15 protein-coding genes are annotated in these 12,742 nt (G+C 67.7%); 9 read left to right on the top strand and 6 right to left on the bottom strand.

The features are described from left to right. Positions 1-22 precede the first annotated feature (22 nt). The 4 genes from AB0G32_RS14190 to AB0G32_RS14175 all read left to right on the top strand — a co-directional run bounded on the left by AB0G32_RS14190 (position 23) and on the right by AB0G32_RS14175 (position 4,117). Positions 23-184 (top strand): hypothetical protein, encoded by a 162-nt coding sequence (locus tag AB0G32_RS14190; RefSeq protein WP_361162611.1) that lies wholly within the window; start codon positions 23-25, stop codon positions 182-184. 117 nt (positions 185-301) lie between these two features. Further along, positions 302-1,489, top strand: a complete 1,188-nt coding sequence (locus AB0G32_RS14185) for a site-specific integrase (protein ID WP_361162452.1) — start codon at positions 302-304, stop codon at positions 1,487-1,489. Continuing rightward, the gene (locus AB0G32_RS14180) at positions 1,486-1,821 is read left to right on the top strand and encodes a helix-turn-helix transcriptional regulator (RefSeq protein WP_310875186.1); all 336 of its coding nucleotides are present in this window, start codon (positions 1,486-1,488) and stop codon (positions 1,819-1,821) included. The genes AB0G32_RS14185 and AB0G32_RS14180 overlap by 4 nt, the downstream gene beginning before the upstream one ends. 196 nt (positions 1,822-2,017) lie before the next feature. Continuing rightward, positions 2,018-4,117: a hypothetical protein gene (locus AB0G32_RS14175; RefSeq protein ID WP_361162451.1), complete on the top strand. Its 2,100-nt coding sequence runs from the start codon at positions 2,018-2,020 to the stop codon at positions 4,115-4,117. Between the two features lie 67 nt (positions 4,118-4,184). Here AB0G32_RS14175 and AB0G32_RS14170 read toward each other — a convergent pair whose 3' ends face one another. From AB0G32_RS14170 to AB0G32_RS14160, 3 genes are all read right to left on the bottom strand, one after another. Then, entirely contained in the window at positions 4,185-4,979 is a 795-nt protein-coding gene (locus AB0G32_RS14170; RefSeq protein WP_361162450.1) for a MerR family transcriptional regulator, read from the bottom strand. A gap of 96 nt (positions 4,980-5,075) precedes the next feature. Beyond that, entirely contained in the window at positions 5,076-5,756 is a 681-nt protein-coding gene (locus AB0G32_RS14165) for an ABC transporter permease (RefSeq protein ID WP_361162449.1), read from the bottom strand. Further along, positions 5,753-6,562, bottom strand: coding sequence for an ATP-binding cassette domain-containing protein (locus AB0G32_RS14160; RefSeq protein ID WP_361162602.1), 810 nt, complete (start codon positions 6,560-6,562; stop codon positions 5,753-5,755). Before AB0G32_RS14160 ends, AB0G32_RS14165 begins: the two co-directional genes overlap by 4 nt. Positions 6,563-6,749: 187 nt before the next feature. Between AB0G32_RS14160 and AB0G32_RS14155 the strand changes: the two genes are divergently transcribed. The 5 genes from AB0G32_RS14155 to AB0G32_RS14135 all read left to right on the top strand — a co-directional run bounded on the left by AB0G32_RS14155 (position 6,750) and on the right by AB0G32_RS14135 (position 9,236). After that, positions 6,750-7,133, top strand: coding sequence for an NUDIX hydrolase (locus AB0G32_RS14155; protein WP_361162601.1), 384 nt, complete (start codon positions 6,750-6,752; stop codon positions 7,131-7,133). A gap of 92 nt (positions 7,134-7,225) precedes the next feature. Further along, positions 7,226-8,017 (top strand): HIT domain-containing protein, encoded by a 792-nt coding sequence (locus AB0G32_RS14150; protein WP_361162448.1) that lies wholly within the window; start codon positions 7,226-7,228, stop codon positions 8,015-8,017. Continuing rightward, a complete protein-coding gene (locus tag AB0G32_RS14145; protein ID WP_361162447.1) occupies positions 8,014-8,190 on the top strand; it encodes a hypothetical protein in 177 nt (58 codons plus the stop codon). The genes AB0G32_RS14150 and AB0G32_RS14145 overlap by 4 nt, the downstream gene beginning before the upstream one ends. Positions 8,191-8,229: 39 nt before the next feature. Further along, positions 8,230-8,712, top strand: a complete 483-nt coding sequence (locus AB0G32_RS14140; protein WP_361162446.1) for a hypothetical protein — start codon at positions 8,230-8,232, stop codon at positions 8,710-8,712. Next, positions 8,709-9,236: a hypothetical protein gene (locus AB0G32_RS14135; protein WP_361162445.1), complete on the top strand. Its 528-nt coding sequence runs from the start codon at positions 8,709-8,711 to the stop codon at positions 9,234-9,236. Before AB0G32_RS14140 ends, AB0G32_RS14135 begins: the two co-directional genes overlap by 4 nt. 250 nt (positions 9,237-9,486) lie before the next feature. Here AB0G32_RS14135 and AB0G32_RS14130 read toward each other — a convergent pair whose 3' ends face one another. The 3 genes from AB0G32_RS14130 to AB0G32_RS14120 all read right to left on the bottom strand — a co-directional run bounded on the left by AB0G32_RS14130 (position 9,487) and on the right by AB0G32_RS14120 (position 12,734). Further along, positions 9,487-10,467, bottom strand: coding sequence for a hypothetical protein (locus AB0G32_RS14130; protein WP_361162444.1), 981 nt, complete (start codon positions 10,465-10,467; stop codon positions 9,487-9,489). A 141-nt stretch (positions 10,468-10,608) separates the two neighbouring features. Then, positions 10,609-11,589 carry a ParB/RepB/Spo0J family partition protein gene (locus tag AB0G32_RS14125; RefSeq protein ID WP_361162443.1) on the bottom strand — a complete coding sequence of 327 codons (981 nt, stop codon included), beginning with the start codon at positions 11,587-11,589 and terminating at the stop codon, positions 10,609-10,611. Beyond that, complete coding sequence (locus tag AB0G32_RS14120) at positions 11,586-12,734, bottom strand: ParA family protein (protein WP_361162442.1); 1,149 nt, start codon at positions 12,732-12,734, stop codon at positions 11,586-11,588. Before AB0G32_RS14120 ends, AB0G32_RS14125 begins: the two co-directional genes overlap by 4 nt. Between the last annotated feature and the right edge of the window lie 8 nt (positions 12,735-12,742).

The raw sequence follows: 12,742 nt of genomic DNA, 5'->3' as shown, positions 1-12,742 counted from the left end.
CCCGTCCCACCGAGAGGCACACATGACCGAGACCGAGGCCGAGAAGTTCGAAACGATCCGCTACACCGCCGACGTGGTCGCCCTGACTCCCGACGGCAACGTCCTGCTGATCGAGCGCGACTGGCCGCCGTACGAAGGCGAGTGGGCCCTAACTGGAGTACGAGCGGGTTCCTGCGAGTGCTGAAGCGGTACGTCGTTCCATCTCAGCTGGTAGGAGGCTCGCCCGGCTCGATGAGCGGCCACCCCGGATCTTAGGCTGTTCTCCTGAATTTCAGGAGTTGCTGCGGTAATTTCTCCATCCATGGCAGATCTCAGGACGCGCGTGCTCTCCCTCGTGCCGCCGCCCAGCGAACCGTCCTCCGCGGATGTGGGGTTGCCGGGCGGCGAACCGGGGCTGAGCGATGTGTTGCTGCTGCAGCGCCGGTACGCCGGCGCGGTCGACCGGGAGGACGAGCAGCTGTTCTTCATGGACACGCTGGTCGAGTACCAGTGGGCGCGAGATGTGGCGGGCCTGGCGTCTTCGACGCTGGACCGGCTGACGAAGCCGGTGATCGAGGTGTGTGACCACTACGGGGTGGCGCCCTGGCGGTTGACGCCGCGTCACGTCGATGCCTACTTCGCCGGAGTCGGCAAGCGCCAGGCGCCGACGGTCCGATCGAAACTGAACCGGATCGACCACTTCTTCGCGTTCCTGGAGCAGCGCTACGCGCACGAGATCTTCCGGCGGTTCGGGGCGGCGGTCGAGTCGCCGATCGATCCGTTCAACCGGCACGCACACCGCGGCGACTTCGGCCTGCGGGTGCCGCCGTCGGCGCGGGCGGTCGGCGAGTTCTTCGCCAGCTGGCGGCGGGAGCTGGCGCACGCCCGCAAGGAGGCGGTGGCGTGCAGGGACTACGTGATGGCGAAGTTGATTTACACCTCCGGGGTACGCGCTTCGGAGCTGTGCCAGATGCGCATGAAGGACCTCCACTGGGAAGCGGGCGACTTCGGGCGCTTCGTCGTCCAGGGCAAGGGCGCCCGAGGATCGGGCCCGCGGCAGCGCGAGGCGTTCCTGTTCGCCGAGGGCCGCGAGTTGCTGTGGTGGTACGTGGAGGAGGTGCGCGGGTTGTTCTCGGACGACCCGGAGCACCCCGAATCGCCGGTTTGGCCCTCGGAGCGGCTGGCCCGGGATCTCGGGGGCGGGCCGAGTCCGGTGGGGCCGGCGGTGACGACCTCAACGCTGCGGAAGGCGCTGGTGCGGGCCTCGGCGGCTCACCTGTCGGGTCCGGTCGAGCGGATCTTCCCGCATCTACTTCGGCACGCTTGTGCCACACACCGCTACGAAGCCGGCATGTCGCTGTGGGAGGTGCAGAAATTGCTTGGCCATGACTGGACGACGACCACGGTTCGGTACATTTTGTCTGCTCAGGGCGATCCGGAGATGGCGAGCCGGCGCTCGTCGGCTCGGGCATCACAGCGATTGCGCGTGGACGCGGGGGGTCTGTCGTGAAGTGGAACTTGCGGTGGGCGGCGGCCAACCGGGGCATCTGGAGGCCTAGCGAGCTGATGCCCGTGTTCGCGGAGGTCGGATTCACTCCGTCGCTGTCGAAGGTCTCCGCGCTCTGGTCGGGCACACCGGTGACGGTGCGGCTGGAGGACCTCGACCTGATCTGCGCCGCGCTGGACTGCACGGTCGCGGACCTGCTGGTCGCGGAGCCCGTGGCCCGGAAGACTCCGGCAGTCCAAGACGAGGAACTGGCGAAGGCCGCGGGAGAGCAGCCGCGGCCCGTGCCACGCCGGCCGGGCGGAACGGGGCGACCGAGGTCGCTCCCGCCGAACTGACATGACCCGACCACGCATACGCGTCCCTTCGCTGGGGCAGTGCTCGGGGTGTCTCGGCTGGGGACCGCGAGCGCAAACACCTTTCTGTTCCCCGTGCCACCAGTGGCGCTCCAAGCCTTACCACCCGGCAGCCGAGTGCCGGCGCTGCAAGCGGCTGTGGCGGGTCAACAAGGAAGGCTTCTGCCGCGCATGCGTCGTGGCGATCACCGAGTACGACGCGGCCTGGTACTACGACCCCGTCCAGGCCGCACACCACCCGGTGTGGACCCAGCTCTCGTTCTGCCTGCCGGCATCCATCCGGCGGCCCGCGGCGCCCACCGGCACCTACCGCCTGCACTCCGACGGCCGCTACCAGACACCTGGCTGGGCACGCGCCCAGCGCCCGGCCGCCGTCCTGAACGAAGGGCGGATCTGCCCGCCGGCAGTACGCGGACAGATAGCCATGTTCCCCGCGCCCTACCGACTGCTGGAACACCACGCCGTCCTGCTCCGCGACCGGCTCCGGGGCGATCTGGAACGACTGAAACCGCTGATCAACGAAGTACAGAAAGAGCACCGCCTGGGCCGCACCTGGCGCGTCAGCGCCAAGGACGCCTTGGCCCTCGCTCTGGCGGCCCGCGACGCCGCAGGCCAGGACCTGGTCGACGCCGCCATCCTTGACGCCCTGCCTCACCGGCCCTCCGGAGTCACTACGGTCCTGAACAAGGCCGGGCTGCTGGCGCCTGATCTCGACCACGGGGTGGCCGTACTGCCGCACGCCCAGCGGGCCCGCTCCCAACCTCAGCCGCGAAGCTGCGAACAGTGCCTTTCGTGGGGCCGAAACCAGTTGTGCGACGCCTGTAGGCACTGGCGTCGCAAAAACGCTGATCAGCAGGGATGTTGCGGGCGGTGTGGCGCCGGGCCGCTTCCCCTGCAGAACGGTCGATGCCGCGACTGCACAAGCCTTCGCCTGCGGCTGGGACCCGACACCGACGCCAGCACCTGGCGACAGCTGCGGTTCGCCGGGCCGTCCCGCCCGGCGGGCATCAGCGCAAGTCGCCCCGAAGTCCACCGCGCAGATCGACTGGTACTCAGCCCGCCGGTCGCGCAACATGCAGGCCAGTTGACGATCTTCGAAGCGGAGCGGGACTGGCGCCCGCTGGTCAACGCACTCCTGCCATCCCCGCCGCCATCGGTGACGACCCTCCTGGAGGATTTCGCCCGGCACGCCACCGAGCACCGCTGGAGCCGGCAGTCCCACGAGTCCACAGCTCGGGTCCTGCGGATGGCCGCCATCTGGCTGGGCGCCGAGACCACCTTCCGCGAGGATGACCTGCGGGCGCTGACCCGCGCGTGCCGCAGCGGTGGTCGCATCGGCGGTCTGGTCGCCTTCCTGAACCAACGCGAACAGCTCCTGGCCTCGCCCCCGCGCCGCAACCGCAACGAGGCCTTCGTCCAGCGCAGCATCGCCGCCTTTCCACCCCGAATCGGCGACGAACTCGGAACCTGGGTAAGGGTCCTGCGCGGAACCACCCGTTCCCACCACCTCGCCACCAACTACGGCACCATACGCCGCTACCTCTCCTACCTGGCCACACCTCTGGCTGACTGGACCAGCGGCTACACCACCTTGCGCCAAGTGACCACAACCGACGTCACCACCGCTGTCACCGCGGTCAAAGGCCCGCGCGCCCACGAGCGAGCAGTGGCCCTGCGATCACTCTTTCGTGCCCTGAAGCACGCCAAGCTCGTCTTCGCCGATCCCACCCGCAGTCTGCATGTCACCCGCCAGGAACTGTTGCCCACCACTCTGGCCCCCGACCGACTGGCCGGGCTCCTGGAGACGAGCGCCAATCCCGCTACCCGCCTGGTCCTGGCCTTGGTTGCCCTTCACGCAACCAGTGGCACCGACTTGCCTGACCTCACCCTCTCCGACGTTCTGCTCACCCGCCGGCAGCTTCTGATCCGCCGCCCTCACGGCCGCCACATCGTTCACCTCGACGACACCACCGCCGCCCTGCTGCACACCTGGCTCCGCTACCGCCATCGGCGATGGCCACGCACCGCCAACCCCCACCTCCTCGTTACCCAGCAGACCGCCAGCACCACAGATCCCGTCTGCACGGACTACATCTACAGACGATTCACCCCCGCCGGTGTGACTCTGCGCGCTGTTCGCGCCGACAGAATTCTGGACGAGGCCCGCGAGACCGAAGACCCCGTTCATCTCGTTCGTGTCTTCGGAATCTCCGTCACCACTGCCATGAAGTACATCCACACAGCTCACCCCCACCGCGGCGGCCCTGTTCCTCACTGAGGCAGACATCCGCCCCGGGAAGCACCAGCACCCCCAAATAGCGTCGCTCCAGGACCCTGACCTGCCTTCACGATGGCGGCAGCTCAGTGTTGAGCCTCTCGGCAGGCACTCGCTCGATGCGGGTCCATCCCCTCCAGCCCCGCTCCTCCAGGATCTCCAACAACCGTGCGGCGTGCGGTGAGGACTCGACCATGGTTGAGTCCAGCAGGTCGACGAACTGATCGTCGATGCCGTCGTCGGCACCCACCTCGCCGGCCTCCACAGCGCGGACCATCAAGCGCTCCATGATGTCGGCGACCTCGACGATCCGCGGATCGTTGGCCGGCCAGTCGAGTGCCCCGCTGAGAAGGCTGTAGAGCTTCACCATGTCGGGGTCGTTCAACTCCTCGTGTTTCTTGGCGATCACGGAGTCGATCGAGTGCGGCACCTGGGCGGCGATCATGATCCAGGCGTCCCGCTCCATCTCGATGTACCGCTCCTCAACGCCGAGACCGCGCAGCCGGTCGAGGTAGTCCACGACGCTCTGCGGGAGCGCCAGGTGCTCTCCGGCGGCGAGCTTGGCGAGTCGGCTGCGAGTGTCCTGCAGCCGCCGGATTTCGGCACGCAGGGCCTTGTCGATCTCCTGGACGCCGGCGGCGAACTCCTCCGGGCCGGCGGCGAGCAGTTCCTGCACCCGGGCCAGCGGCACGCCGGCGTCTGCGAGCGTGCGGATCCGGATCAGTCGCCCGACCGCGACCGCGTCGTAGGACCGGTATCCGGACCGGTCGCGCTCGGGTTCCGGCAGCAACCCGATCCGGTGGTAATGGCGTACCGCCCGCACCGTCACCCCGGCGTACGACGCAAGCTGGCTGATGGTGAGCATGGGTCTCAGCCTGCCTCAGGCGATCTTCCGGCGATAGGCGGCCATCGCGAAGACGTACGCCACGACGAGGATGCCGACGCACCACGCCAGGGCGGTCTAGATGTCGTCACCGACCGGCTGCTGGGCGAACAGGTTGCGGATCGTGTTGACGATCGACGTCACCGGCTGATGTTCGGCGAACCAGCGCACCGGGCCGGGCATGGTCTTTGTGGGCACGAACGCCGAGCTGACGAACGGCAGGAAGATGAGGGGGTAGGCGAACGCGCCTGCTCCCTCGACCGACGACGCGGAGAGCCCGGGGATCACGGCGAGCCAGGTCAGCGCCAGGGTGAACAGGAGCAGGAGGCCGGCGACCGCGAGCCATGCCGACACTCCTGCCCCTGAGCGGAAGCCCATGAGCACAGCGACGCCCACGACGAGCACGAGCGCGATCAAGTTGGCGACCAAAGAGGTGACGACGTGGGCCCACAGCACACCCGACCGCGCGATCGGCATGGACTGGAATCGTTCGAAGATCCCGCTCTTCACATCGGTGAACAGCCGGTACGCGGTGTAGGAGATGCCTGAGGCGATGGTCATGAGCAGGATGCCGGGCAGCATGTAGTTCACGTACGGAACCGACCCGGTATCGATGGCGCCGCCGAACACGTAGACGAACATCAGCATCATGGCGACCGGCGTGATGGCGGTCGTGATGATGGTGTCCATGCTGCGTGTGACGTGACGCAGGGTCCGCCCCGTGAGCGCGGCAGTGTCGTTGAAGAAGTACGTGGTCATCCTCGTCCCCCAGTTGTCGTGCCAGTGACGTGGCTCTTGTCGCTGCCGCCGATGACTGCGAGAAAGATTTCCTCGAGAGTCGGCTGCTTCTCGACGTACTCGACCTTGGCGGGCGGGAAAAGCTGCTTGAGCTCGGCGAGGGTGCCGTTCACGATGATCCGACCCTGGTGGAGGATCGCGATCCGGTCGGCCAGCTGCTCGGCCTCTTCCAGGTACTGCGTGGTGAGCAGCACCGTCGTTCCGTGACCGGCGAGCTCCTTGACCGCGTCCCACACCTCGATGCGCGCCTCTGGGTCGAGTCCTGCCGTTGGCTCGTCCAGGAAAATCACCGGCGAATTCCCGATGAGGCTCATCGCGATGTCCAGCCGGCGGCGCATCCCACCCGAATACGTGGACACTCGCCGCGCGCCCGCCTCGCTCAGCGAGAAACGCCTCAGCAGGTCATCCGCAGTCGCGCCAGGGTCCTTGAGGTGGCGCAGCCTGGCGACCAGGGCGAGGTTCTCCCGACCGCTGAGGATCTCGTCGACGGCCGCGAACTGCCCGGTGAGACTAATGGACTCCCGCACGTTCGCCGCTTGCGTGGCGACGTCGAAGCCATTGACGCTCGCCGCCCCCGCGTCGGCTCTCAGGAGCGTGGCGAGGATCCTCACGGTCGTGGTCTTGCCCGCCCCGTTGGAACCGAGCAGGGCGAAGATACTGCCCGGCACCACGTCGAAGTCCACACCGCGCAGCACTTCGAGCTTCCCGTACGACTTCTTGAGACCTTGCACGCGAATCGCCGGACCGGCGATCGATTGGGCTGTCATGGTCATCTGCCTCCTTCGCGGAGCTGTTCCAGGCGACTGCGCGGAAGCTCCTCCCGGAAGGATGGAGGGTTGACCCAGCGTCAAGGTCAAGCCCGTTCCGACCACGGCACTCAGATCGCCTACCGGCCAGACACACTGCAGCGATGACGGGCCGCTCGCCCCGAGCTCGTTCGGCCGCGAACCCGCCATACTCATAGCTGTCGGTGCACCACTCACGCGTCGGTTCCTGCGACTCACCGGCCAGAAATCGACGAACCCGCCTGCTTCGCCGGGCGGCCACGTCGACCCCGGCGAGACGAGCCTCGCAGCTGCGGCCCGAGAGGTCGGGGAGGAGACCGGCGTTCACGTCACCGCCGACAGTCTGCGCCCGATCGGCGTCTGGGACGCGCCCGGCCGCGACCCGCGCGGCCGGTACGTCACCGTCGCGTACGCGGCCGTCGTCCCCGCCGGCACCCAGATCGTCGCCGGAGACGACGCCCGGCGCGCTCGCTGGTGGCCCCTGGACAACCTGCCGAGTCTGGCGTTCGACCACGCCGACATCGTCCGCGCGGCGACGGCCCGCACCCGCTGAGACACCACCACGGCACAGGAACGCCGCCCCGGCCTTCCCAGCCGGGGCGGCGTTCCTGTGCCACCCCCGATATCGAGCCCTGGAGGCTGTCCGTGACGTCCCCTGACCCTGACGTGTTCATCGACTCCTACGGCGCCCGCTGGCAGGACCCGCCCCCACCCCGCTGCCGCGCCGCCGTCCTCGGCATCAACCTGACGAACGAGCTGCTGAACCCGCCGGACGACCCGGCCCTGGCCGGCATCGTCGCCCAGCAGACCGGACAGGACGCTGACGTACGCGACTACGTCCTGGGCACCCCGGGCGCGGCCCGCATCATCACCGACGCCGTCCACGAACTGACCGCGCTGCGCGGTGCCTCGCATGGCCGTCCGATCCAGCTCCTGGTGAACTGCTGGTACGGGAGGCACAGGGCACCCGCGATCGCCGACGCCATCGGCCGCCGGATGCGGAAAGCCGGCGCCCAGGTGCAGGTCACCCACCACCACATCAACCGGCCACCAGTCCCCCGTAAGCACCCGCGCCCCGACTGCCCGTTCTGCCGGATCGTCCACAGCGGCGCGCCCGCCACGATCGTCCACGAGTGGAGCGACGCCCTCGCCATAGTGCCCCGTAGTGGCGGCTGCACCGACGGCCACCTCCTGGTCCTGCCACGCGGCCACGTCGCCGACTTCACCACCGATCCCGTCGTCTCCGCCACCGTGCAGCTGCGCGCCGCCGAACTCGCTGCGCAGATCGGAGGCCAGTGGAACTACCTCACCTCCTGCGGCCCGGCCGCCACGCAGACCGTGTTCCACCTGCACGGCCACCTCGTGCCCCGCACCGCCGGCGACGGCGTTGCCCTGCCCTGGACCCACCTCGCCCACGAACAGGAGCCCACCCGATGAAACGCCTCCTCTTCCGCCGCTGCGGACACGCTCCCGGCGCCTCTTCACCAGTAGACCAGGCCGTCGTCGACCAGTTCCGCGCGATGCTCACCGCCGTACACAACCCCGAGCCCTGGACGCCCGGCACCGGTAGCGCCCGGGACATCGCCGTGAGGATCGGCCCGTTCGTGTAACGCGCACAGACCCGGCCCGGCGACGACCACGGACCCGACATGATCGCCGTGACCCTGGTCCACCCCGGCACCCCGCACGCCGGCGCCTACCTCCACGGCCGCCAGCTCGGCTACACCGAACGCGGCTGGCTGCGCTGCAAGACGACCGAGATCCTCGGAGTCTGGCAGCCCGGCTACGCGATGCTCACCCACGCCGCCGCGGGCCTGCCCCTGCCTGACGACGTCGGCATGGAACCCGCGCACTACGCCCTCCACATCGAGGCCCGCCGCCGGCGTGACGACAGCCTCGACGGCTTCACCCTGCTGCGCCTCGGCCCGTACACCCAGACCCGGCAAGCCCAGCAGGACTACGACCGGCTCACCGCCGCACTGGACGGACGCGAAACCACCCTCGTGCCCGGCCACCGGGTCTCCGTGCGGTTCGGGCCGTTCGTCGTCAGCGATTACCAAAAGTTCGCCGACCCGTACGAGGCTGACGCCGTCGCGCTCCTGGACGCCGCCGTTGCGGGGATGAGCGCATGACCGCCCCGGCCCTGTACGAGATCGAGACCAGCGAGGGCGACGACGGCACCATGTACCCCGCCGAACAGGTCTGGACGCCCTGCGACGGCACGGCCGACCACGGATTCATCGCCCACCAGGGCCTGTTCGTTGCCGGGATCGACGGTGGCGCCGACGATGACCTTTACCCGGTCGGCTTCCTGGTCCTCGGACACCAGCGGTGGGCCGACATCATCGAGGCCGCCGCCGCGTACATGGCCCGGACCCACGGCTGGCGCAACCTGCATCTGTACCCGGGCGACGACCCCTCCGTCCTCATCCCCCGCATCCCACGCGCCATCCACACCCACGGTGTCTTCTTACGACACCCCCACCCTGACCACGCCTGCGCGTGCGAGTGGGACACCACCTGGCGCATGGTGTGGGCGCCGGCCACCGAGCCCGGCGCCGTGCCGATCACCGCCATGCGGCACCCGGCCGCCCCGGCGACTGCCGCCGGCATCCCCAACCCCGACGAAGGGGCGCCCGCGACCTGGGCTGCCTGACCGCACGATTGACACGCGAAGGCCCGCACTGCCCGCTTGTCGCGGGGGTGCGGGCCTTTTGCGTTTGCGGAGCCCAGGGCCCGCGTGGATGCTTCGGGCCGTCGAAACAACTGTTTCCAAGTCGTTCGACCGCCTCGAACGACAACGAAGCTGTGGCTCGCGGTGCGGACTGCAAGTCATCCGGCTCGCCAACCGCGAACGAGCGCCAGGCTCTTAACCTGGTTAAGGCTGGCTCCCTATCTCTGTGCGCTCAGGCTCCTTCGATCTGAGCGCGCAGAGCTTCGTCCTCCTCCAAGCGCCTGCGATCGACGAAGGTGTCTGAAGCGAGGTTCATCCACAGGTCCTCATGGATGCTGCCATCGGCGTACGTAAACGTTGCGGCTGGCCCCATGGCGACATCTTCGTAGAGATGATCGAAGTAACCGAGAAGGTAGCCGTCCAGGGCGAAGCCGCAGACGCTGCACAGAAAGTGGCGAGTGACGAGGATGACCTGCGGCTCTTCCTCCGTGAAGCTGGTGTCCAGATCACCGCCGGCCCACCCGCGGTTGGAGCACGCAGGACAAACGCGCATCGCTGCGGCCTGCCCGGCGACCATGCTGTGTACCTCTGCGCTGGCTATGGCCTTGCGCCGCTCCTCGGTATCGCTGGTGCCGAACCGTGTCGCGTAGGTTTTCTGAGCGCGGATCTTCAGCGCTTCGATCCGGATCCAGTCCACACGACGCTTCTCATCAAGGATCTTGTCGTGCAGAGGCTGGAACTCTCCCCAATACTCGGCAGCATCCTCTTCAAGCGCGGCGAGTACCGCATCGATGATCTTGATCCCGGTACTGAGCAGGTCCTCGAGCTGGGTGGTGTCATGGACTCCGATGTGAGCGACGCCGTTGCGCGCGTCGGCGATCACGCGGAACTGCTCCTTAGTCACTTGCAGCTTGTCCTTCTCCAAGATCTGACTGACTCGCGAGAAGGCGTCGACCGCGCCGATGGTTTTGGTTAGAGGCAGTTCCTTCTTTGTGAGATCGCCTCGGCCAGCAGCGTGCAGCAGACTCGGGAGATCGCGACCGTCGGCGACAAGTGATGGGTGGATGTCGCACAGGTGTGCCTTTAGAGCGTGCTCTATGGCGACGCCTGCGTGCAGGACGACTACGTCAGCCTGTTGGTCGGCAGCACCGAGGTCTCCGAGGGCCAGGTGCATGAGCCGCCTGCTGGAGGCGAGGAGGTCGCTTTTGTTCACGTCTTCTTCCATGGCGGTTGTGGGGGCGTAGCGGAACCCGGAGAAGCACCCGGCATGTCTCGGACTCGACGAGAAGGGTCCGGACTCCGTAAGAGGATCCGGACCCTCAACCATCCAACCCGCTTGCTGGTTGTACGGGCGTCAGCTATCTGCCATGAGTAGCAGTACGAGCTCCTCGCGGTGCTCAGCCGACATGTGGGCGCGGAGCTGGTCGTTGAACCACTTCGGGTCGTTCCAGGGGAGGGCCGACCTGCTGTCGCCCGTCTGCTCCCGCCCCCCCTTAACCGGGTTAAGACCTTCGGTGCCCGTTCCCTTGGCTGCCGTCGCGGCAGCCGTCTGCGATGGAATCGCAGATGCTGCGGATTCCGCAGGCGGGACACTCGCTTCCTTGGACCTCGGCTTCCGGGGCGTCTTAACCCGGTTAAGGGCTGCGGTGGCCTCGGTTCGTTGCTGGTCGGCGGGGAGCCGACCAATGCGGCGTCCGTCCTTGACGGTCAGCTCGCCGGACTCCACCTTCTCCTGCAGATCCTCGGTCAGCCCGAGCAGCGCCAGGCGCTGCGACACCCAGGCCCCCGATTTCCCGAGCCTCTTGGCCACCTTCTCCTGGCTGCCATGCTTGCTGAGGAGCTCCTGGATGGCCTTCGCCTGGTCCAGCGGCGGGACATCAACCCGGTGAACGTTGGCGATCAGCGCACTCTCCAGCATGTCTTCCGCACTGGCAGCGAGATCGTCATTGACGTCGATCCGCAGCTCTGCCAGCCCGGCGACGGACGCGGCCGCCAAGCGCCTGTTGCCGTCGATGACGACGTATTCTGCGGCCCCAATCTCCTCTTCCCGGCTGGGGTGGGCAGTCAAGAAAGCCGCTCGCCGGACGACTGCGACGGGCTGAAGCTGTCCCTTCTCCTTCAGGGAGGCTGCGGTCTCTTCGATCTCGGTCAGCTCATCGCGAGGGTTGAGGGGATTGTGTGCCAACACGGACAGCGGCACAGCCGCCGGCGGGCGCTTCCCCTCCCCGTTCATGATCTGCTGCCGAGTCCGGATACGGCGGGGCGCAGGTTTCGCGTCCGGGCTGTCCTCATCGATGCTGAAGCCACGGGTGACCCGCTGCGTAGGGGGCGTCATACAGCCAGCTCCTTTGCCAGATCGCGCATCACTTGCGCGTGCTCACTGTCGGGTGCGTACTCCAGCAGCGGGATCTCACCGTCCGCCGCTTCACGCCCCTCTTTGAGGTCGCCGATCACGGCGAGGACAGACGGGGAGCTGCTTTTCTCCCACTGGTCCTTGTTCTCCTTCACGAGCTTGCCGCGGCGGCTGTCGTAGGCGTTGATGATCAGCCCCAGGTAGTCGACCTGGATGCGCCCCTTTCGGCAGAGGTCGTCCATCTGGGACTTCAGGAGCCGGAACGCACGGTGCGACGCCTTGTTCGCCCAGACGGGCGTGATGACGCCGGAGCGGTCGGCGAGTTCACCGTCGCGACGCCGTACGTAGTACAAGGCGGTGTCCATGTTCAGCCCGAGGCTGGGCGGTCCGTCGACGATGATGACGTCGTAGTCCGCCTCCAGCGGCTCCAGCGCACGCTCCAGGGCGGCCTCGCTGAAGCTCACCTTGGATAGAGCCACGTCACGCAGGAATGCGTCGTCAGACGCCGGCAGCAGGTGAAGCCGCTCCCCGAACCGCTCGCCGTCCAAGGCCACCAGCAAGTCATGGATGTCGCCCTTGGCGCTGCCATCCATGTGCATCATGAGGGTTTCGACGTCGTCCTCGTACATGAGGTCCTCGAAGCCCAGCTCCGCCGTCAAATGCCCCTGCGGGTCGTAGTCGACCAGCAGAACACGATGGCCGGCCTCCGCGAGAGCCTGCGCGATCCCGGAGGACAGGAACGTCTTCCCCACGCCGCCCTTCTGGTTCGCCACTATCACCCGCACCACCGGCTGAGCCACCAACGGAGCCGTGGGGGAGGGGTGGTTGTCGAGCCAAAGAGTGAGGGCCTGTGCCAGCCCCTGGACGTAGGTGACACCGCGCTCCGAGCAGGCCGCCTTGAACTTGTCCGGCCCGCCGACCGGGAGGAACGTGCCCCAAGTCTTCGCCCCGTCGGTCTTGACCTCGGGCAAGCCATCCGCCGAGTACCAGGCGTTGATCGCGTGCTCGGTCGCGTCTTGGATGTCCATGCCGTGCTCGAAGGCCCGGATCTTCAGATGCCTGCGTAGCTGGGGAGTGAGGGCTGTAATTAGCTTCTCTCGCTCTCCCCGAGGGTTGGGGATGCTCATGCGGCCGA

The organism is Streptomyces sp. NPDC023723, assembly GCF_040639815.1.
Taxonomy (GTDB): Bacteria; Actinomycetota; Actinomycetes; order Streptomycetales; family Streptomycetaceae; genus Streptomyces.
This window is presented reverse-complemented; position numbering and strand designations above follow the sequence as displayed.

Excerpts from the sequence above, each read along its gene's own strand:
- AB0G32_RS14190 (WP_361162611.1), top strand. The coding sequence starts at position 23 with ATGACCGAGACCGAGGCCGAGAAGTTCGAAACGATCCGCTACACCGCC.
- AB0G32_RS14160 (WP_361162602.1), bottom strand. The coding sequence starts at position 6,562 with ATGACAGCCCAATCGATCGCCGGTCCGGCGATTCGCGTGCAAGGTCTC.
- AB0G32_RS14145 (WP_361162447.1), top strand. The coding sequence starts at position 8,014 with ATGAAACGCCTCCTCTTCCGCCGCTGCGGACACGCTCCCGGCGCCTCT.
- AB0G32_RS14170 (WP_361162450.1), bottom strand. The coding sequence starts at position 4,979 with ATGCTCACCATCAGCCAGCTTGCGTCGTACGCCGGGGTGACGGTGCGG.
- AB0G32_RS14125 (WP_361162443.1), bottom strand. The coding sequence starts at position 11,589 with ATGACGCCCCCTACGCAGCGGGTCACCCGTGGCTTCAGCATCGATGAG.
- AB0G32_RS14165 (WP_361162449.1), bottom strand. The coding sequence starts at position 5,756 with ATGACCACGTACTTCTTCAACGACACTGCCGCGCTCACGGGGCGGACC.
- AB0G32_RS14185 (WP_361162452.1), top strand. The coding sequence starts at position 302 with ATGGCAGATCTCAGGACGCGCGTGCTCTCCCTCGTGCCGCCGCCCAGC.
- AB0G32_RS14140 (WP_361162446.1), top strand. The coding sequence starts at position 8,230 with ATGATCGCCGTGACCCTGGTCCACCCCGGCACCCCGCACGCCGGCGCC.
- AB0G32_RS14120 (WP_361162442.1), bottom strand. The coding sequence starts at position 12,734 with ATGAGCATCCCCAACCCTCGGGGAGAGCGAGAGAAGCTAATTACAGCC.
- AB0G32_RS14135 (WP_361162445.1), top strand. The coding sequence starts at position 8,709 with ATGACCGCCCCGGCCCTGTACGAGATCGAGACCAGCGAGGGCGACGAC.